Source organism: Bradyrhizobium sp. USDA 4502 (genome assembly GCF_054063355.1).
Genome location: NZ_JBSSGF010000001.1, coordinates 427,727 through 446,948, shown reverse-complemented (window position 1 = coordinate 446,948; position 19,222 = coordinate 427,727). Strand labels below are relative to the sequence as shown.

The window sequence follows — 19,222 nt, the reverse complement described above, 5'->3', positions numbered from 1 at the left end:
TTCGACTCCGCGCATCACCGTATGTGGCACAGAGTCGACTGTCGCATTTAGTACATGCTGTTGGGCCCGCGACCCTCGAGTGAGAAATTAGTCTTTGAAGATAGAGCTCGCCGAGCTGGCATGAGCCTTGAAACGGTCTGTCATTCAGGTTGGCTTGATATGAGGAGTTACATCGGTGGATGATCGATCTCTCTCACTTCTTAAGGGGTGGCTGCTGTGCGTGTGGGTCCGCGCTCGCGCAGGCTTGCCCTCTATGGTCGACCCGGCCGAGATCGGCCTAGCATGATTCTTATGGACAAGATCACGAAATCAACGCGGCTATCGCATACCGGGAACGGACTGACGAAATGGCCGGCTGCTCATGACCTGGTTATCGAACTCAGGGAAACCGCGAAGTTAGCGTTACCGATGGCTCTGACGCAGGTTGGTCAGATCGTCATAATGACGATCGACCTTGCCTTCATCGGACGGATTGGCCCCGAGGCGCTCGCCGCAGCAGCGCTTGCTAGCAGGGTCTATCTCGTTACTTTCGCCGTTGGCGTAGGCCTGCTGGCGGCGATTGCACCGTTAGTGGCGCAGGGGTTTGGCGCGGCTAATCTCACTGTGGTACGGCGCTCATTACGTATGGGACTCTGGTCGGCGGTGCTGCTCTCGCTGCCGATCATTGTGCTCGCACTACGCGGAGAGCAGATATTGCTCGCTCTCGAGCAGGAGCCGCACACGGCGCGACTTGCCCAGCAATATCTCTTCGGACTGGCCTGGGGCGCGGCGCCGGCCCTTTGGTTTTATGCCATCCGTACTTTCATGGGCGCGGTAAATCAGCCAGAGCCGGGCTTGTGGATCACGCTCGCGGCCACGCCGGTCAACGCCCTGCTGGTCTATTTGCTGATCTATGGGAAGCTCGGCCTGCCGCGACTGGAACTGTTCGGGGCGGGTCTTGCGACCTCCCTGGTGAACTGGGGAACCTGTCTCGCCGGCTTTTGGTTCGTCAAAATGGGCCGCCCTCTGCGAGATTATCACGTACTTGTATGTCTCTGGCGTTTCGACTGGCCCTCAATGCGGCAGCTGATCGTGATCGGAGCACCACTTTCAGTCGGCTCCCTGATCACGTACGGCCTATTCTCGGCGGTAGCACTCCTAGCTGGCCTCATCAGCACCAGCGCGCTCGCAGCTCATCAGATCGCAGCTCACGTCGCAATGATTCTGTTCATGATATCGTTCGCCATCGGCACCGCGGCGGCCGTGCGCGTTGGCCAGGCAGTGGGGCGCAACGACCGCATTCACATCAGGCGGGCCGGTCTCGCCGCGATGCTGCTCGGTATCATGATCGCCTTGTTACTGACGCTTGCCGTGATCGTTGCTCGTTTTGCGATCGCCCAGTTCTTTTTAGGCGACTCGGATGGTGATGCCCAGGCGACGATCAGATTAGCTACAAAGTTGATCTTGATCGGCGCGACGTTTTTTATTACTGATGCGGCACATAGCATCGCGGCAGGCGGACTGCGCGGGCTGAAGGACACGTGGGTGCCGCTTCTGTTCGCCTGTATCGCTTATTGGCCTATTGGATTCTCGCTGAGTTACGCGCTTAGTGCGAAAATGGGCCTTGGTGTCGTTGGTATCTGGATTGGCTTGTCAGTCGGGACGACCGTCCACGCGGGACTCCTCGTCCTGCGTTTCCAGCTGCTGGCAAACCGGCGCTCTTCCAATGAAATCGCCGCAAGGACGCTGCGGGCACCTGGCAGTTAGGCCTCAGTCCCGTTGGACGGCTTCTGTGCTGAGCAGCGGTTAATGGTCGGGACCACGGTACGCACACGACGAAGACCGCTCGATTGACGCATGCGCGCGTACACGGCGAGCTCTATGATAGCGTTGCGTGAAGGTCAGGCGACCTGCTGACCGGCGGGCTTGTCGGCTTGGCGCAGGAGCTTCCATTTCTAGGGCAGCAGTTCGTGCAGACTGTTATTCGGCTTGCAATATTGACCCCCGCATTGCCTCATCGAGAATGTTATCGGAGAACTGACCGTCAGGATTGGGGCGACGATACCGAATCGGATAGGTTTCGCCAATGGCAGGACGGATCAGCATGGGTGCACGGCACGAGCTCACGGTGGCGGTGGCAGCGCGCTATCGATCAGCAGGGCGCGCAGATAAGAGGCGCATTCTCGACGAGCTTTGCGCGGTGACTGGCTGGCATCGCAAGCACGCGGTTCGGGCGCTTGCCAGTCATGTCGCAATTTCGCCGGAGGACGGCGGCAGCGAAGGCCGACCTATGGTGCCACAATCAGGGATGCGCTGGTGGCGCTGTGGAAGGCCTCGGATCGGATCTGCGGCAAGCGGCTGAAGGTAATGGTTCCGACGTTGTTGCCTTCGCTGGAGCGGCATGGCCGGCTCAAGCTCGACGAGGCCGATCGAGCGCTGCTGCTCGGCGTCAGCGCAGCCACGATTGATCGCCTGCTGGTCGAGACCAAACTCGCCGCGGCGGTCGGTACCCGCCGGCGGGTCGGGTTTTATTCGGCGGTGCGCCGTGAAGGGCCGATCCGGACGTTCAATGACTGGCACGATCCGCCGCCGGGGTTTTGCGAGGTCGACGTGGTGGCCCATGGCGGCACATCTGTAGCTGGCTCGTTCATTCAGACCGTGACGATGGTCGACGTCGCGACTGGTTGGACCGAGTGCATGCCGTTGGTGTGACGCGCGAGGGCGGAGCGCGCACAGAGCCTGTTTCCCTGGCTCATTCGCGGCGCCGACAATGACAGCGCGTTCATGAACGACGTGGTAAGTGCCCTGGTGTCGCGCGCAAAGATCGAGGTGACACGCTCGCGCGCCTACAATGAAGATGATCAGGCTTTCGTCGAGCAGAAGAACGGCGCGGTCGTTCGACGACTCGTGGGTTACGGTCGCTTCGGTGGTGTCGAGACGACGCGCGTGCTTGAACGTTTGTATGCTGCATCTCGGCTGCACACCAACTTCTTCCAACCGTCCTTCAAGCTGAAGGACAAGCGACGCGAGGGCGCGAAGGTGATCAAGCGCTATCATGTTCCAGCCACGCCCTATAAACGAGCACTGGCGCATCCGAGGCTGAGCAAGGTCATCAAACGGCGTCTTCGAGAGCTTTATCGCACGCTCGATCCCGTGGCTCTGCTGGCCGAGATGAGAGACGCCTAGGCTGAGCTCGGCACGCGCGTCGACGCCCGATCGGGCAGGCTCGCGGCAGCAACAAGCCCACCGGCGCCGACAACGACCGCAGCAGCGTTCGCGAAGGGGTTCGGCAATGACGTGCATCTAGGGGAGCAGCGCATCATCCATCGGCGCATGCGCAAGCCATACAAAAGCGCATGAGAATGCCATCAATGCTCGATCCGCACCTCACCAATATCGAGCGCTGGCTGGCGGCCGAGCCTCGTCTGACCGCGCTGGCAATTCTCTGTCGCCTCGCTGAACAATGCCCCGAACAGTTCGGCCCGGCGCAGCACACCATCGTGCAGCGCTTGTTGCGATCCCTCAGACGCAAAGCAACCGAGACGATCGTCCCGCGCACGGCTGAGGGTGCGGCAACGGCCGGTGATTCCGGGACTGGAGCCGCCGCTGGTGTGATGGGCACTCCGCCACGTCCCCAGTCCCTCCGATCCTGCGAGCAATGATGCAACCTCGGACCGGCCGACAGTCGGGGCTACATCCGTCAAGCGAAAGTAACATTGTCTCTGTCCGTGCTTGCTCCGGATGGTGGCAGCAAAACGTCCAAAGAGCATCAGCCGATTCTTGTCCTCGGCCAGCTCCAGATAACTGCGCGAACCGCTCCCGCAACTAGCGCTGGGAGTTCTGCGCATCACCTTAGAACTGAAAGCACCCCACGAAGTCAGCAGATGTGCCTCGCATCGACATAGGGGCTTGCATTTCTTCGTAAACCAAGATCGAGCGTAAAGTGTAAGTACAGATTACTGAGCACAGGCGATATCGGCCCACCTTGCGGGTCCCTTCCCTGGCTGGAAGGAAGATCCCGTCTTACAGTGCCCCGGCCTTCAGCCATTTTGATATCAGCTGAAGGATGGTCGGGTCGGCAATCCGGTGAGCCACCATTCGGCGTAACCACTGATGATCAATACGGCTGAAGTAGTTGCGGATCGGCCTCGAGCACATTGCTAATTCTTCTTGGTCACGATATGCTGGCGCAAAGCCTACAAGGCAGATCAGGGTTTCGCCCTCGTCAAAGCGTAACTGCAATCGAGGAAATCGGCTTCGAACACAGCCTCGAGAATGCGCGCGACCGCCCGCTGCAGCAGCCTGTCGGCGACAGTGGGAATCCCAATGGTCGCGTTCCGACCTTGCCCGGCCCTTCTATCGACCCGCCGAACCGGCGGCGCGATTCGCAAAGTTCCTTGAGGAACGCCGGTGTGAGCAAGTGGGCCAACGAGTGAATCGCACCTCTCGGTCCAGTTTGGCTTTCTTCGCTATCTGACCCGGTTTCGTTGACATCAGAATCCTGCCTCTGTGCGTGCGGGTAATGTTTTCCTGGGCCAGTCTTCATCTGCTTCGCTGCTTCCCCTGTACGCGGCTTTCCCGCGATTCGAGTACTACCACCGAATCCGACTTCCACTGCAGCGTGTGCCTTTCTCAGGAATGATCCATATCGTCCGGCATACTCGGCGTGCTTCCGCTGCGACCGAGACAAGAGTGGATCTCTCAGGTGCCTTGATACTTCCTCCTCCGAATGTGCTGTGCGCTCTGATCCCGCCGCAGTCTACAGCCACCTCGCGTTTGACGGTGACCTACATTTGCGTTCCAGACACTACGACTCTGTCGGCCTGCGGATTCTTATCTTTACGAGGCTGCCCCGCTTCACTTGCGTTACGGCCCGCGCGTCGCTCTGCCTACGCTTAGCTCATGTCGTTACATCCATGAGCCCAAGGCTCGATTCCCGGTTGGGCGGCTCTTCCCCTTGCCGGGACAGGAATTTCACCCGCTGGAAGCATCAGGCTTGGCCTGACGCACCATAGTGCATGAAGAGGTTGGCGAGGATCGGGCTCATCAAGCCCGCTTGTGGGTTGCCGCGGCTTCGCTCGATCGTTCCATCCTCCTGCACCATCGGCGTTGTCGGCCATCGTTCGATGTAGAGCAGCGCCCATGCACACGTCACATGTTTCCAGATGGCCGGTAGCAAGAGCTCGTGGTCGATATTGTCGAACAATCCTTTGATGTCGTACTCTAGAACCCAATCATACTTCGAACAACGCTGTCGCGTGACGCCTACAGCATCGAGAGCCGCTTTTCCGGGCCTGTAACCGCAGGAATCCGCCAGAACGATTGCCTCGAGAGCCTGCTCAATCAGTTGTTTAACGACCGTCTGTGGCACGCGGTCCGCCAACGTGCGAACCCCGAGGATCCTTTAGCCTCCACTCTTCTTCGGAATGGGGACGGTGCGAACAGGCGGCGGGAAGTAAGCGCCTAGGCTCATTCGATTCCAAATCTTATAGAGACTTCCCTTCAGGTTGGACTCGAACTGCTCAAACGTCACTCCGTCGACACCGGCTGCGACACCATTGGATTGCACCTGCAGATATGCTTCGTACACCTCTCTCTTGTCGATGTTGAACGGTTTGCCCGGCTGGTTCACCGTCGTCCTCCTGTGGTCAGTTGCGACGATGCCCAGCCCACCTGATCCGATCCCTTCGCTCCAGCCCCACTACGGGCCTTCATCGCTAATACGGATCGGTCCGTCCCAGTGCTCCGCGCCGGTAATCTCGCCTCGCGGTCTTCTCCGCTTGTGCTTCTCCCTTTCCATCGGAGCGACTGGTTCCTGCAGCTCCACACAGCGCCTGCATCCTATTCACGTCCCTCAACGCCGGTCGCCGGCCGCCCAGTCTTCAGGCTTCCGGCGGACTGATCGCAGAAGGACGGCACCTCCGGTTTCGACGACAATTTCCACGTTACGACAGTCCATCGGCAGGTTCATTTTCATCCGTCTCTCGGACGCGTTCGGGTAACCGACGCGCCACCGCTCGTTAGCGAGCTCACGGCTTGACGTGATACCCCGGCGAAGTTCCAGCTGATCGTGACCGCCCAAAATAGGGCGGGCGACCTTCGGACTTTGGCAGGTGAGGCAGTGTCGAAGTGCATGATGTAAAGAAAGTCAATTGATCACCTTGTGTGTGGGGAAGGCCCGGAACGCGTTGTTTACCTATCTAGCGGTTAGAACATCGAGCAGGATGGTCAAGGCACGTCCGATGTCGGCTCGAGAGGCGACCGAGATCTAGTGTCCTGAACCAGAAGTTCGCAACATCGGGGCTTGTTTTGCCGGGGCATTGTAACGGCAGAAGCGCTCGATGGAAGCAAGGATATCATCGGCGGATTTGGTCCATCGGAACGGTTTTGGATCGGCGTTGTGTCGTTCGATGAACGAGGCGATGTCCGCCCTGAGGGCGGCTACGCTGCGATAGACGCCGCGCCTGATCTTCTTATCGGTGAGGAGCGCGAAGAAGCGCTCGACTTGGTTGAGCCATGACGAACTGGTCGGGGTCAGGTGCACGTGCCAACGCGGCCTTTTGGCGAGCCATCTCCGGATCATTGGGGTCTTGTGCGTGACGTAATTGTCCATGACGAGATGGACGTCGAGTTCGCGCGGTACGGCAGCCTCGATCTCGTCAAGGAACTTGCGGAACTCGGCGGTGCGGTGGCGACCCGTAGCATTTGCCGATGACCCGTCCCGTCGCAATATCGAGGGCGGCGAACAACGATGTGGTGCCATGCCTTTTGTAGTCATGGCTCCTTCGGGCCGCCTGGCCGGGACGCATCGGCAGCAACGGCTGGCTGCGGTCCAGCGCCTGGATTTGGGACTTCTCATCCACACACAGAACGATGGCGTGCTCGGGTGGTGAGACGTAGAGGCCCACGACATCGCGCACTTTGGCCATGAAGTTCGGATCGGTCGAGAGCTTGAACGTCTCCATCCGGTGCGGCTGGAGCCCGAAGGCCCGCCAGATGCGTTGGACCGTCGATACCGATAGGCCGCTGGTCTTGGCCATGTCGCGGGAGCTCCAATGAGTGGCGTTCTCAGGGCAACTCTCCAACGTCCTCACGATCACGGCTTCGATGCGGGCATCGTCAATCGTGCGCGGCGCGCCGGAACGCGGCTCGTCGTGCAGCCCGGCCACACGCTGTGCCATAAAGCGCCGCCGCCACTTGCCTACGGTCTGCCGGTCCAGCCCGAGCTTGACCGCCACTTCCGTGTTCTGACCACCTTCCGCACAGGTCAGCACGATCCGGGCTCTCAGAGCCAGCGCCTGAGCCGTCTTCCGCCGCATCGTCAGCGACGTCAGTTCAGCCCGCTCATCATCACTCAATATCAGGGGGGCAAGTTGCTGGACCGCCATTGGAGACTCCGCCGCTGTTTGCCTCCATCCTTGGCACAGCGACGCGAATCTACTGCGAATCTATGATTGCGAACTTGTGACTCGGGACACTAGCCCGTCCGTCTTTATCGTACCATCTATGTTGAGCTGACGACGCCAATGTCGCGGACCGACGAATGCGTCGCGCCCACTCCAGCCAACAGATGAACGCCTATGCGTGTTTCACCCCTGTTAGGCAACCGAGCACTAATTTCGCGAGTGGCATGTCGATTGCTTGGGAGGAGCAAGGAGCCGCCGCGGTTAAATCGGTTGCAGCGGTGCCGTTCAGTATTCCCGATGAGAGTTGGGCCAGTTGATCTGGTCGATACAATGCTGACGCCACCTACGTTCGCAACTGCAGAAGCCTGCGACCCTGATCTAGCGAGCCCTCGCACTTCAACGAGCCCGACCAAGTTGATTGCAGGGTGTTCAGGCAGACCAAACCGTGTTGAGCCGTTGGCGCAAGCTCACGGATCAGCCAAGTCGGGCCATAGTACTTTGCCGAGACATTGACAGCCGCAGTACGGAGACAGACTCATGAAACTCGCGTCCGGATACAAGGCCTTTTGGGAAGGCCGTCGCAAGAATCACCCCGATGAAACTAATCCCAGCGGACTTCTTGGTCAGGGAGGAATATTCGATGCGATCGACGGCATCGTGAATGGTGACCACTCCGACCGCTTTGCAAGGCCATCGCAACGAATATGGAGGTCGTCCATTTACCCATGGAGTTTTCCGAATTCCTCGACAACAGTTGGCGCCTTAGCTTTGACGTACAAAGGGCTAATAACTATCAAGCCACCTTTTGATCTGGCTCTATATACGAGGCTTATTTGGGAGCTTCAACCACGGACGATTATAGAACTGGGTTCCTTTCAGGGTGGTAGCGCACTTTGGTTCGCTGATCAGATGTCGGTACTTTGTGAGAACCCAGGTGAAGTGCACTCGTTCGATTTGCACATCAGCCGTATCCATCAAGACGCAAAGCATCCACTTCTTACCTTCCATCAGGTAGACCTTTTGGAAGTTGAGACTCTGGACAGAAGCCTGCTGATGGGATTGTCTCATCCTTGGCTTGTGATCGACGACGCGCACGTTCAGGTATTCTCAGTATTCTCTTATCTGAGGCACTTTCTAATGTCAGGAGACTATTATGTGATTGAGGATGTTCCGATAGACGCAAATAAAGAGATTATCGACGGCTTCCAGTTGGTGGAGCAATCAGGATTCTTAGTCGATACGTATTACACCGACGCGTTTGGCACCAACCTTACTTGTGCCCCAAACGCGTGGCTCCGAAAATCCTAAGCCCGGAATCGACCGGTAAGTGGTCGGCCGGGATCGACCTATCACGTATGCTGATGGGCAGTCCTCCACTTTCCTCCAGAGTTTGGTAGGGTAGATTTCTGCTTCTTTTGCCGTACCTTTGACGATCGAGACTTCCTGCTGCGCCGCACCTTGCAAGTGGCGACGCTTCAGAACCGATGGGTTAAGACGATAAGAGATCGTGGGAGTCTTTGGAGACTGACACGCAATGGAGATTCGCAATGGAGAAAGGAGATTAGAGTTATAGCTGTTCGCGAACAATCATCATGACTGAACATCACGAGCTGTCGCGATACAATTCGAAGGCTGATGTTTTTTAGTGCGTTCACGATCGGCAATGCCGCTATTGCGCTGACGCGACCATCCATCTTTGGGTGTACGATCATCATGGGAAACCGAACGCACAGACGTCGATTTCTCGCTGAAGGAGGCGGATTTGGTCGAGACGCCCGCGACATGTCCATCGCGCCAGCGCCGCCGTCGGTCAAAAGACAGGAAGGAGAAGAAAGTGACCATTCAAGAGCCGGCCTCCAAAATCCGTGCCCCCGAACATCCGGTGAACCGGATATTCATCGATCGCTGGTCACCGCGCGGGTTCGCTCAGGACCAAATTCCGGAAGCAGTTCTGAATACCTTCTTCGAGGCAGCTCGGTGGTCGCCATCCGCCTTTAATTCCCAGCCATGGCGCTTTCTCTACGCTTTTCGCGGCCAATCAGAATTCGAAGCCCTCCTTAGCCCCCTGATCGAGTTTAACCGGGGTTGGGCGAGACACGCGGCAGCGCTAATCTATCTGCTGTCAAGAAAGGACTTCACCCCACCTGGAAAAACTGATGCGCTTTTCTCGCGCACGCATTCCCTCGACAGTGGCGCTGCCTGGGTCAACTTTGCCAACCAGGCTACGGCGGCGGGTTGGGCGGCCCACGGCATGAGCGGATTTGACGTGGAGAAAGCGCGCACCATACTCAGGGTGCCTGACAGTTTTGCGGTCGAGATTGCGATCGCTGTTGGACGCAGGGGCGACGGCGCACGCCTGCCACCCGAGTTGCTGAAGCGTGAACAACCGAGCGGCCGTTCACCGGTCGGTGATTTCGCCGCGCACGGCTTCTTTCCCGAGCGATTTAGGAGCTGACTGATGGACCTTTCTCGGAATTGCAATCTCGCAGGCGGCACTCTCCAGGCGCCGATCGCTACAGCAGATTCCGATCAAGTGCCCAGTACCCGCGGCACGCAATGGTAGCGTATTTGTCGGGTATCGCTGCATAAAGGCGGCAGCGCGCGCAGGGGCGAAGCCATGTCCACACAGGTGCAACTCATATGAATCAAAATGAACGAAGCTGTTGGTGCTCTGGAAACTCGTCGATCGCGTGCAATTGTTAACTGTTGAGGACAGGCCCCTTCCCCCCGTTGGCGAACGTTCAACGGATATATGCTGCCAGTTTATCGGACCGAAGTCGCACGCCCGCGCACGCGCGGATGCCAGGGCTGCATGCAATCCTACTGCGAAACAAAGTTGTAGGGATCGTGGTCGAGTAACGTAGGGATGGTGGTCGAGTAGCTCGGCCATTTGGCTTTGCCCTCAGATCCGGGCAGACGGCTTTCCCGCATCCGGCTCTTCCCGAGAGTAACCGCGTCATACCCGCGCCTGCGCCCATGTGCGAGTGATGCGTGGAGTTGGCAGGCGGAGCCGTGCCGGCAGGGTCTCGAACTCCGGCCAGCCCATGCGCCGACTTTTCTGGCTGCGCCATCTCAGACAACGCAACCGGTCCGACGCATATCGCGGTAGAAGCCGTTGAGCGCTGGATAATTGTGCGGCCTGCCGTAGTGGCCACGCAGAACGGCGGCGAACCACCCGTGCTGCGTTGCCAGTGGCGCGTGCATGAGCCGCCAGGCTCCTGGCGCAACGCCGCCAGCTTGCGCGTCAGGCATTTCTCTTTCGTCTTGTGCTTAACGATGAACCGGCCATCTCTGGTCCGCCCGCAGTAGTGGGTGAAGCGTAAGCGCTCAGCCGATACCCTGGCTTCGGGGTTGGATTAGATGTGCGAAGAAGCCTCCGGCTTGAACGGAGGTTTGGGATGGGATTGGACGGCGAAAAAGACGCCCATTTGGACAGCCCATCAGTTGGGCCTGGAGCAGTCAGCCGGCTTGAGGTGCTTGAGGGGCCGTCCGGGCGTCGCGTGCGTTCAGGGGCCGAACGGGCTCGGATCGTCGCCGAAAGTCTGCTGCCCGGCGCAGGTGGCGGAGGTGGCGCGCAAGCACGGGGCGACGCGCTGGCAAATTTACGATTGGCGACGACGCTTCCGACAGCGCGGCGAATTACGTCCTGCGAGGCTCCGCAGCCGCCGTTCGCGCCGTAGTCGTGAAGGGGCCGTTTGAGGAGCGTCACGTTCCGACAGTCAAGCCCGAGATTGCGATTGGCGACGTCGTCGTGCGGACTGACGCGGCGATAGTGGGGAGCAGCTATCTCGAGTGATCCGCGCGGTGCGGGCGTCACGATGATTGTCCCCGGCGCCGAGCTGAAGATTTACATCGCGACGCGGGCCGTCGACTTCCGCTGTGGGCATGATGGGCTTGCTACGAAGGTGCAGGAGATGCTTGATCTCGATCCGTTCAGCGGTGCAGCCTTTGTGTTCCGATCGAAACGGGCGGACCGGATCAAGATTTTGGTGTGGGATCGAACGGGCCTGGTGCTGGTGCACAAACGCCTCGAGGGTTGCAAGTTCGTCTGGCCAATGATTGCGAACGGCGTGATGCGGATATCGCCGGCGATGTTCGCCGCGCTGTTCGAGGACCTGGATTGGCGGTGGGTCCACCCGGAGGAAGCGCGGCGTCCACAAGTCGCTGGATAAGTGCGGCAGAATGACTCTGAGCCGAGTTGCGCATGGCGCCGGGCGGCGGAGATGTGCTCGACATGGTGCATGAGCACCGCGACGCTTCGCGACGAGAATGAACGCCTGAAGGCGCTTTTAGCGCAAACGCAGGCAGCATTGAGAGAACATCGAGCGGCGCTGGCAACGTTGGAAGAAGCGCGGCGCCGGTTGGAGATCATTCTCGGGGAACTACGCCGAGAGAAGTTCGGAGCGAAGTCCAAGAAGCTGCGGCTAGATCAATATCATTTACCGCTCGAAGACGTGGAGATCGCGCAAGGCGTCCTGAACGAGGCGCAGGAGAAGGCTGCGGCGGTCATCAGGGGCCGATCGCGTGCTTGATCGGATCGGGACCGTCATCGCAATCGGGGCTGCTTGCCTGCCCATTTGCCGTGGGTGGAGCGGACCCTCGAGCCTGCAAGCACGTTCTGTCCGTGCGGCTGCGGCGCGATGACGAAGGTAGGTGAGGACGTCAGCAAGCGCCTTGACGTGATCCCGGCACAATGGCGCGTGCTGGTCACGCGCCGCCCGAAATACATCTGCCGCCGCGGCTCCGACCCTGTTGTGCAAGCGCACGCGCCGGAGCATGTCGTGCCTGGCGGACTACCGACCGAAGCGGCGATTGCGCGGGTGATCGTCTCCAAGTTTGGCGACCATACGCCGTTTTACCATCAGGCCGAGATCTATGCGCGCCAGGGGATCCGGCTTGATCGGGCGACACTGGGCAATTGGTCAGGCCGCGCTGCTTCCATTTGCAGCCCGTTGCCGACCACAGCCGCGAGACCTGCCTCTCGGGATCTCCTCCAGCGTCTCGGTTACATCCTCGTCCAGCTTCGCTAAACGCGATCCGCCGCAGCAGGCACAGTTCTTCGGGGGCTCGATAACGACGCGCTCACGTTCGATGTCGTCCGGCCAGGGCTTGCGTACCGGCCGCGTGCGCGTGAAGGCGCGCACGCTCTGGGTTTTCGCTGCGGCGGCCCGCGCGGCAAGTCATCCTCGCTCGCCGTGGTGGCGAGTTCTTCAAGCTCCAATTCCAATTGTTTTATCAGCCGCGCCGTGCGCTCGAAGCGCTGCCCGTACAGTTCGCGCTTGAGTTTCTCGATCCGCAGCTCAAGATGCGCGATCAGCGCCTCGTTGTCCGACAGCTCCGCCGCACACTGGCAGTCACCGCCTCGGCTCGCAGCCGCGCCTCACGCTCGGCCTGCAGCGCCGCCAGGGCACTCGCAAGGTCCAATGGAAGATCGTCCGGCTTCGATATCATGAAGCCATTGAATCAGAACAAGCGGCAGATTCAAACCAAAACGGCTATCCGACCCGCGTCGGACGCTGGGTTTCTTGCGGTAGGGTCGAGGACTGGCGCGCCGCACATCCAAGAGCCTTGGATGTGTACGTTTCCAGCCCCCGCCTCATCGCACGCAGCATGCGGATTTCCCGCACTACGCGCCCCCATTCGCTTCGCATCAAGGTTTATGGGACCTATCACGCTGGGCAGCTTTCGTCAGCCGTGTTTTACCCGGTAGTCGTTGAACAGCTTCAGGGTATCGTACAGCCATGATTTACTCCACTGCTCCCAGCCGAAGCCCTTTCGTTGCCGTGCCCGCGCCAGATGGCGCCTGACCTTTTTCTCCACCCAATCTCTGATGTAGCTGAAACACCTGCCAGAGTGTCCAGCCGAAAAGTAGTTCACCCAGCCCCGGAGCTTCGGATTGATCAGGTTGATGACCCTGCCAATCGGTTGCGATCGGTGCCGACGAAATACTTCCTTCAGATCCCGCAGTAACGCCGTTCGCTTCTTCAGCTTGGGCGTGTAGTGCGGCCGCACCGCTCCCCGCAAGCTGCGGATGTAGCGAAAGTCAAAACCCAGAAAGCCGAAGCTCTTGCCTCGCCCTAGATCGACTATGCGGCTCTTCTCATCATTGATTTCAACCTGCAGCTTGTCGAACTCCTCTCGAAGTCGCTTGGTCGCAGCACCAATCAGCCAGTCATGACGTTTGTGGGCGTCGATCAAGACCACCAGATCGTCCGCGAAACGCGCGTATTCGACATTGATGTACTTGCCGCTCCGTGTGACTTCTCGCGCTCGCTCCAGCATCTTGTCAACCTCGTTGAGGTAAAGATTACTGAGCAAGGGCGAAAGCACACCGCCTTGCGGAACTCCCTTCTTGCCAGCGGCTTTCAGCATAACTCTTAGGAGATGCATGACGTCCGCGTCGTTGATCCGCTGCGCCACCTTCGCCAATAGCCGGTCATGCCGGACGTTGTCGAAATAGGCTCGCAAATCAAAATCGAGAACGCGCGTCTTCCTTTGAGCTATTGCATCTGTCACTCGCTTGATCGCATCATGCGCTGTCCGCTTAGGCCGATACCCAAACGATCCCGGTTGGAAATCCGCCTCGAAGACAGGTTCGAGTATGAGCTTGAGCGCACCTTGAACCACCCGATCACGGACCGCCGGAATCGAGAGGATGCGAACTTTATTCCCATCCTTCGGCATTTCCTGTTTCCGTGCCGGAAGTGGCCGATAGGTATGCCCGGTCAGTTCGTCCCGCAACTGCTCAAGCAGAGCGTCTACGCCTAGCGCTTCAATGGCCTCGAAGGTCACCCCGTCTATTCCCGGAGCGCCGTCTATAGCGCGACAATCAGGATGAGAGCGGCCCGTCAATCAAGATGAGACGAGGCGGCCGAGTCAGGAGATAATTGACGCTGGCCGTCGACTTGGCAAGCGTTGATTGACGCTGCGCGACAATCAAGCGGCGCTGCCAGCGTCAATCAAAGTCTTGTCGAGTTCGTTTGGGGTAGTGTGAACAGGCGGCCGGCCTGGACCGCGCTTGCGATCGAGGGCAACTTTTCGACGGTAACTTTCGACGTTCATCTCGAGGATCGTGGCGTGGTGGACCAAACGATCGATGGCAGCCAACGTCATTGCTTGGTCCGGGAAGATACGCCCCCATTCGCCAAATGGCTGATTGGCCGTGATCAGCAGCGAGCGTCGTTCGTAGCGGGCGGCGATCAACTCGAACAACACACTGGTTTCCGCCTGATCCTTGCTCACATATGTGATGTCGTCGAGGATCAGGAGGTCATAGCGATCGAGTTTGGCGATCGCGGACTCCAGCGCCAGCTCGCGCCGCGCGACCTGCAACCGTTGCACCAGATCAGTGGTTCGCGCGAAGAGAACGCGCCAACCGTTCTCGACGAGAGCCAGGCCGATCGCCGCGCCGAGATGGGTCTTGCCGCCGCCCGGTGGACCGAACAAGATAAATTGGCGCCGGCCTTCAACCAGGCGTCGCCGGCGGCGAGCGCCATCGCCTGTGCCTTTGATAGCATCGGCACGCTTTCGAAGTCGAAGGTTGCGAGCGTCTTGCCGGCGGGCAAACGCGCTTCCACCATGTGTCGCTCGATCCGACGGCGGGTGCGATCGGCGGCCTCGTGCTCGGCAAGGGCGGCGAGGAAGCGGGCGGCAGGCCACCCTTCCTTGTCCGACTGTGCGGCGAGCTTCGGCCAGATCGCCTTGACGCCCGGCAGGCGGAGCTCATTGAGAAGCAGCTCGACACGGGCAGCATCGACGGAGGTAGCGATACCGGTCATGCTGCCTCTCCCAGGTTCGAGCGGCCCGACATGACGCTGACGGAGGCGAGTTCATCGTAGACGTCGAGCGGCGCCAGCTTGACGGCGACACGCGGGATCGAGGCCGCCTCGGGCCGGAAGCGGTCGCGCAGCGCGGCAAGATCGGGTAACTGTCCGGCGTCCAGATCCATCGCGATCGCCTCGGCGAGGTCTGCTTCGCAGGCGCGCTCGTGAGCCAGCGCCAGAAGCTCGACCGTCACCTTGCAGGCGCGCCGGTCATCACCATGCTCCCGCAAGGTCTCGAACAGACGTTTGTAAGCTGCACGCGGGAAGAGTTGGTCGCGATAAACGAGATTGAGGAGCGCCATCGGCTTGCGCCGCAGGGCATGGATGACATGCCGGTAATCCACGACATGACCGCCCTGGCTCTCGGACACAGGCCGACCGCGCCGCAGCGTCACGACCGGTGTGACGCCAAGGAAGCATTCGAGCCGGTCGTCGAAGATGCGCACACGCAGGCGATGGCCGATCAATCTTGAAGGCACGGTGTAGAACACGCGCCGCAGGATGAAGCCGCCTGACGACGTCACCGGGATCACTTTCTCCTCGAAGTCGGTCGTGCGGCCTTTTGGCAGCGGCGCCAATGCCTCCTTCTCGAGCGCGATCGGCTTGGCGAGGTTGGCGTTGCGCCGGCCGACAATCTCGTCGACAAAAGCCCGGTACGCATCGAGACTGGCGAAGTCGCGCGTCCCCCGCAGCAACAGCGCATCTTCCAGTGCCCGCTTGAGATGGCCGTGCGCGCTCTCGATCGAGCCGTTCTCATGTGCGATGCCCGCATTGTTGCGCGTTGGCGCCATGCCATAGTGGCCCATCAGCCCGGCGTAGCGCTGCGTCAGATCCTCCCGTGCGTCGGCGGCCAGATTGCGGAACGCTGCCGACAGGCTGTCGCTGCGATGCTCCCGCGGCACGCCGCCAAGCGCCCACAGCGCGTTCTGCAAGCCCTCCGCCAGGGCGACGAAGCTTTCGCCGCCGAGCACGACATGGGCATGCTCGAAGCCGGAGAACGCCAACCGGAAGTGATAGAGCCGGTGACCGAGCGGCTCACCCGCGATGGTAATACCGAGCGCGCTCACGTCGGTGAAGTCGGACAGACCCAGGCGGCCGGGCTCGTGCTGCTGGCGGAAGATCACGTCCTGTTCGGGGCCGTTGAGCGCGCGCCAGGCGTTGATGCGCCGCTCCAGCGTGCGGCGGATGTTCGGGTTCAGGTCATGATGCCGTCGGCGCAGCTCGTCCAGCACGCCGATCACGCGGATGCCGGGCGCAGCCTTCAGGATCGGAACGATCTCGGCCTCCCAATACTGCGCGAGCGGATCGGACCGGCGCCGGCCCCTCGGCGTCTTCTTCTGCGATGGCGGGCGACAATCGCCCTCGATTCGATACGCGCTTGCCTTCGAGAACCCCGCCTTGGCCGCGGCGGCCTCGGGGGACAGTGTCTGTCGGTAGGTCATGTACAGCCTCATCTGGTGGTCGGTGATGTGGAGGCCAGGCAAGGCATCGATTCCCTCTTGTCGAGACGAATCAACAGCTTGCACCAGCCGCACCCGGCCGCCAGACGGGTCCAAAAACGCGCGACGCCGATGGGGACGGTCCTCCGGTCGGGCTACGCCCTCCCTTCGGTCCGCCCCCATCGGCGCAGTCTCACCTTGATTGTCGCTGAAGTCTCACCCTGATCGCCGCCGCGCAGCCGTCGTTTTCTTTGGCCATCTCATACGCCGCGCGTAGCGTTTCCACTTTGCAGACGTGAACGTATAGACCCCAGAAACGCCAGGACGGTTCAGCCTTCGCCTTGACGTATAGTCTCCTCCTCAGGTCCTGCAAATCAATGGACGCCTTTGTCATCTCGTCCTTGCCTTCCTTACGTTAGAGACGTCACAAATGGCAGGGCCCCTTCGCTCCACGGGGGTTACTCCGCTTCACAGCTACTGCGGACCCGGCCGCCACCCTCTCGTCTTCGGCCGCTTTCCCGGTGTCGCCGGTTATACAGCCTACCTTGCTCCGACGCGTGCGGATTTCCCGCACCGACGCTCTTCGACAGTTGGTTCACAGCACCGCAAGCGCCTGCAGCTCCCGATAAGGAAGGCGCAGCTTAGGCTTCAGCAACGGTGTCCGTTCTTTGATTTGGTTGAAGGCGTCCCAAGTGAGGTGGCCGCCTGCCCAGCTGCGGCTGCGCAGCATTCCGCGCCAGTAACGCTCCACGGCCCGATAAACTTTTACGAGACTCCGGAGATTTCCGGCGACGCCGTAATAGGCATAGTGGCCGCGCAGGACGACGTTGATTTCACCGGCCTGGTCACTGATTTTGTAATGCCGTATTCGCCGCATCAGCTCCTGCAGAGACATAAGGCTGCGCTTTAGCCGAGATTTCTCGGTGCGCATCCCAACCTTGAAGTTGCCTTTTTGGTTTCGCGTGCAATAGAGCGTCAGACCCAGAAAGTAGATTGTTTCCGGGCGGTTTCTGCCGCGTTTGCCCGCGTGTCTTTGCGCGAACCGACCAAACTCGACCAACTTGGTCTTGGTCGGCTCTAGAGTGAGGCCGAACTTCCCCAACCGAAGACGGAAGGCCTCCTGTACGCGGATGGCGTCCGATCGATATTGGAAGCAGATCACAAAGTCGTCGATATAGCGCACCAGTCGGGCTTCGCCCTGCAACCGACCCTTCACCACGCGTTCGAACCAGAGGTCGAGAACGTAATGAAGGTAGAGGTTGCTCAAAAGTACACTGATCGATCCGCCTTGTGGCGTTCCTGGTTCGCTCGGGTGCACCGCTCCGTCTTCCAAGACGCCCGCTTTCAACCAGCGCCGGATCAAGCTGATCAGGCGCGGATCACCGACTCGATGTTCGACAAACCGGAGGACCCAATCATGATCGAGACTCCCGAAGAAGTTCTTCAAATCCGCCTCCAACACCCAGCTGATCATGCCGCCGGCGATGACCTCATTGAGGGTCGCCAAGGCATGATGGGCGCTGAGCTTCGGCCTGCCGCCGAACGAGCAGGGCAAGAAGTCCTGCTCGTAGATGGTGGACAATACCTCAGCCGTGCTGCGCTGGAGCGCCCGGTCGGAGACAGTTGGAACCCCGAGGGGGCGCTTCTCCGTCTTACCGGGCTTGGGGATATAGACCCGCCGAATGTTCGGCGCCCGATATCCCTGGCGATGGATGGATTGGAGCATTGGCCCCATCCAGTCCTCGAAGCTCTCCTTCGCCGCCTCCACCGTCTGTCCGTCCACCCCGGCGGCGGAGCGCTTCGGAATCTGTAATAGATTCTTTTGCACTCGGTCGCGCGTGATGTGATGGGCCAACGAGGTGAAGCGAAGATTTGGCTCGCGTCGAGCTTTCACTGCTATTTGTTCAAGTTTCGTTTCCATGGTCAGCTGATCTTCTCTTAGAATAGAAGGCCGTGACTCCCGTTGAATGGAGCCCATGTCGCCCAAGAACAATCCAACTACCGCTGACCGCTTCCCCATGTGGCCGGCTCTCCCGTCCTCGGAGTACTATCGGTCAGTCTGACTTCCACCCGGTCGTCAGACCCTTCTCACCTCAGCGGCTTGGCAGGTCTTACAAAGCTTGCGCTTGAACCGGATGGATCTCCCTTGTTCACGCTGCTTCCTTTGATTGCATGCTGGCGGTACGAACCCCGGGAGCACCTCTGACCGCTCGCGTTGTCGCGGCCCGCGGTTCCGCCTTCCCCTTTGAGAGACAGGGTCGGCTACTCCGATCACGTTCGATTTCGGGGCTATTTTCCCGTTCACTTCATTCCGGCCTACAACCTCCCTGTCTACGCTTCGCAACGGCCGTTACCGGACGCCACGCAAGACTCGGTTCGCGGCTGCTCGCTAGGCTTTGCCGCGGCCGTCATCGCAGACGGCAGACTTCAACGCGCTTGCAAGGCGCAACGCTCTCCGAACCGTACGTGACGCTCTCACGTCATACAGCTCTCAACAAGTAACGAAGCAGAACTCAACCTCGCCCAATGAGCAAACAGCTTCGGCCTGCGGCGGCGGATCAATCTGAGCCATGTG

The 19,222-nt window shown here is 59.9% G+C and carries 15 protein-coding genes and 3 pseudogenes; 9 read left to right on the top strand and 9 right to left on the bottom strand.

Annotation, left to right across the window (positions count from 1 at the left end):
• Window positions 1–291: 291 nt before the first annotated feature.
• From ACVW1B_RS02125 to ACVW1B_RS02110, 4 genes are all read left to right on the top strand, one after another.
• The gene (locus tag ACVW1B_RS02125) at window positions 292–1,746 is read left to right on the top strand and encodes an MATE family efflux transporter (protein ID WP_253603513.1); all 1,455 of its coding nucleotides are present in this window, start codon (window positions 292–294) and stop codon (window positions 1,744–1,746) included.
• A gap of 549 nt (window positions 1,747–2,295) precedes the next feature.
• On the top strand, window positions 2,296–2,691 hold the full coding sequence (locus ACVW1B_RS02120; RefSeq protein ID WP_253603515.1) for a hypothetical protein: 396 nt from the start codon (window positions 2,296–2,298) through the stop codon (window positions 2,689–2,691).
• 72 nt (window positions 2,692–2,763) lie between these two features.
• Entirely contained in the window at window positions 2,764–3,165 is a 402-nt protein-coding gene (locus ACVW1B_RS02115; RefSeq protein ID WP_253603517.1) for a hypothetical protein, read from the top strand.
• A gap of 185 nt (window positions 3,166–3,350) precedes the next feature.
• Entirely contained in the window at window positions 3,351–3,641 is a 291-nt protein-coding gene (locus ACVW1B_RS02110) for a hypothetical protein (protein ID WP_253603519.1), read from the top strand.
• Window positions 3,642–4,969: 1,328 nt separating this feature from the next.
• On the opposite strand, the gene ACVW1B_RS02105 is transcribed toward ACVW1B_RS02110, so the two are convergent.
• The 3 genes and pseudogenes from ACVW1B_RS02105 to ACVW1B_RS02095 form a co-directional block, all read right to left on the bottom strand.
• Entirely contained in the window at window positions 4,970–5,380 is a 411-nt protein-coding gene (locus ACVW1B_RS02105) for a reverse transcriptase domain-containing protein (RefSeq protein ID WP_309145037.1), read from the bottom strand.
• A 3-nt stretch (window positions 5,381–5,383) separates the two neighbouring features.
• Window positions 5,384–5,611: a hypothetical protein gene (locus ACVW1B_RS02100; protein WP_253603522.1), complete on the bottom strand. Its 228-nt coding sequence runs from the start codon at window positions 5,609–5,611 to the stop codon at window positions 5,384–5,386.
• A 636-nt stretch (window positions 5,612–6,247) separates the two neighbouring features.
• Window positions 6,248–7,367, bottom strand: a pseudogene (locus ACVW1B_RS02095) (IS630 family transposase).
• 555 nt (window positions 7,368–7,922) lie between these two features.
• Between ACVW1B_RS02095 and ACVW1B_RS02090 the strand changes: the two are divergent.
• Window positions 7,923–8,693 carry a CmcI family methyltransferase gene (locus tag ACVW1B_RS02090; RefSeq protein ID WP_253603524.1) on the top strand — a complete coding sequence of 257 codons (771 nt, stop codon included), beginning with the start codon at window positions 7,923–7,925 and terminating at the stop codon, window positions 8,691–8,693.
• Window positions 8,694–8,975: 282 nt separating this feature from the next.
• Here ACVW1B_RS02090 and ACVW1B_RS02085 read toward each other — a convergent pair whose 3' ends face one another.
• Window positions 8,976–9,227, bottom strand: a complete 252-nt coding sequence (locus ACVW1B_RS02085) for a hypothetical protein (RefSeq protein WP_253603526.1) — start codon at window positions 9,225–9,227, stop codon at window positions 8,976–8,978.
• On the opposite strand from ACVW1B_RS02085, the gene ACVW1B_RS02080 reads away from it, so the two are divergent.
• From ACVW1B_RS02080 to ACVW1B_RS02065, 4 genes are all read left to right on the top strand, one after another.
• On the top strand, window positions 9,220–9,840 hold the full coding sequence (locus ACVW1B_RS02080) for a nitroreductase family protein (RefSeq protein ID WP_253603528.1): 621 nt from the start codon (window positions 9,220–9,222) through the stop codon (window positions 9,838–9,840). The genes ACVW1B_RS02085 and ACVW1B_RS02080 overlap by 8 nt on opposite strands.
• A gap of 1,363 nt (window positions 9,841–11,203) precedes the next feature.
• On the top strand, window positions 11,204–11,557 hold the full coding sequence (tnpB, locus tag ACVW1B_RS02075) for an IS66 family insertion sequence element accessory protein TnpB (RefSeq protein WP_253603530.1): 354 nt from the start codon (window positions 11,204–11,206) through the stop codon (window positions 11,555–11,557).
• Window positions 11,558–11,626: 69 nt separating this feature from the next.
• Window positions 11,627–11,917 carry a hypothetical protein gene (locus tag ACVW1B_RS02070; RefSeq protein ID WP_253603532.1) on the top strand — a complete coding sequence of 97 codons (291 nt, stop codon included), beginning with the start codon at window positions 11,627–11,629 and terminating at the stop codon, window positions 11,915–11,917.
• Between the two features lie 108 nt (window positions 11,918–12,025).
• Window positions 12,026–12,415 (top strand): IS66 family transposase, encoded by a 390-nt coding sequence (locus tag ACVW1B_RS02065; RefSeq protein ID WP_253603533.1) that lies wholly within the window; start codon window positions 12,026–12,028, stop codon window positions 12,413–12,415.
• On the opposite strand, the pseudogene ACVW1B_RS02060 reads toward ACVW1B_RS02065, so the two are convergent.
• From ACVW1B_RS02060 to ltrA (ACVW1B_RS02040), 5 genes and pseudogenes are all read right to left on the bottom strand, one after another.
• A pseudogene (locus ACVW1B_RS02060) lies at window positions 12,365–12,836 on the bottom strand (IS66 family transposase); the annotation flags it as partial. The gene ACVW1B_RS02065 and the pseudogene ACVW1B_RS02060 overlap by 51 nt on opposite strands.
• 237 nt (window positions 12,837–13,073) lie before the next feature.
• On the bottom strand, window positions 13,074–14,237 hold the full coding sequence (gene ltrA / locus ACVW1B_RS02055; protein ID WP_256558531.1) for a group II intron reverse transcriptase/maturase: 1,164 nt from the start codon (window positions 14,235–14,237) through the stop codon (window positions 13,074–13,076).
• 84 nt (window positions 14,238–14,321) lie between these two features.
• Window positions 14,322–15,163: pseudogene (gene istB / locus ACVW1B_RS02050) on the bottom strand (IS21-like element helper ATPase IstB).
• Window positions 15,160–16,692 (bottom strand): IS21 family transposase, encoded by a 1,533-nt coding sequence (gene istA / locus ACVW1B_RS02045; protein WP_092090428.1) that lies wholly within the window; start codon window positions 16,690–16,692, stop codon window positions 15,160–15,162. Before istA ends, istB begins: the two are co-directional and overlap by 4 nt.
• 550 nt (window positions 16,693–17,242) lie before the next feature.
• Complete coding sequence (ltrA, locus tag ACVW1B_RS02040) at window positions 17,243–18,568, bottom strand: group II intron reverse transcriptase/maturase (RefSeq protein WP_253603538.1); 1,326 nt, start codon at window positions 18,566–18,568, stop codon at window positions 17,243–17,245.
• Window positions 18,569–19,222: the final 654 nt, after the last annotated feature.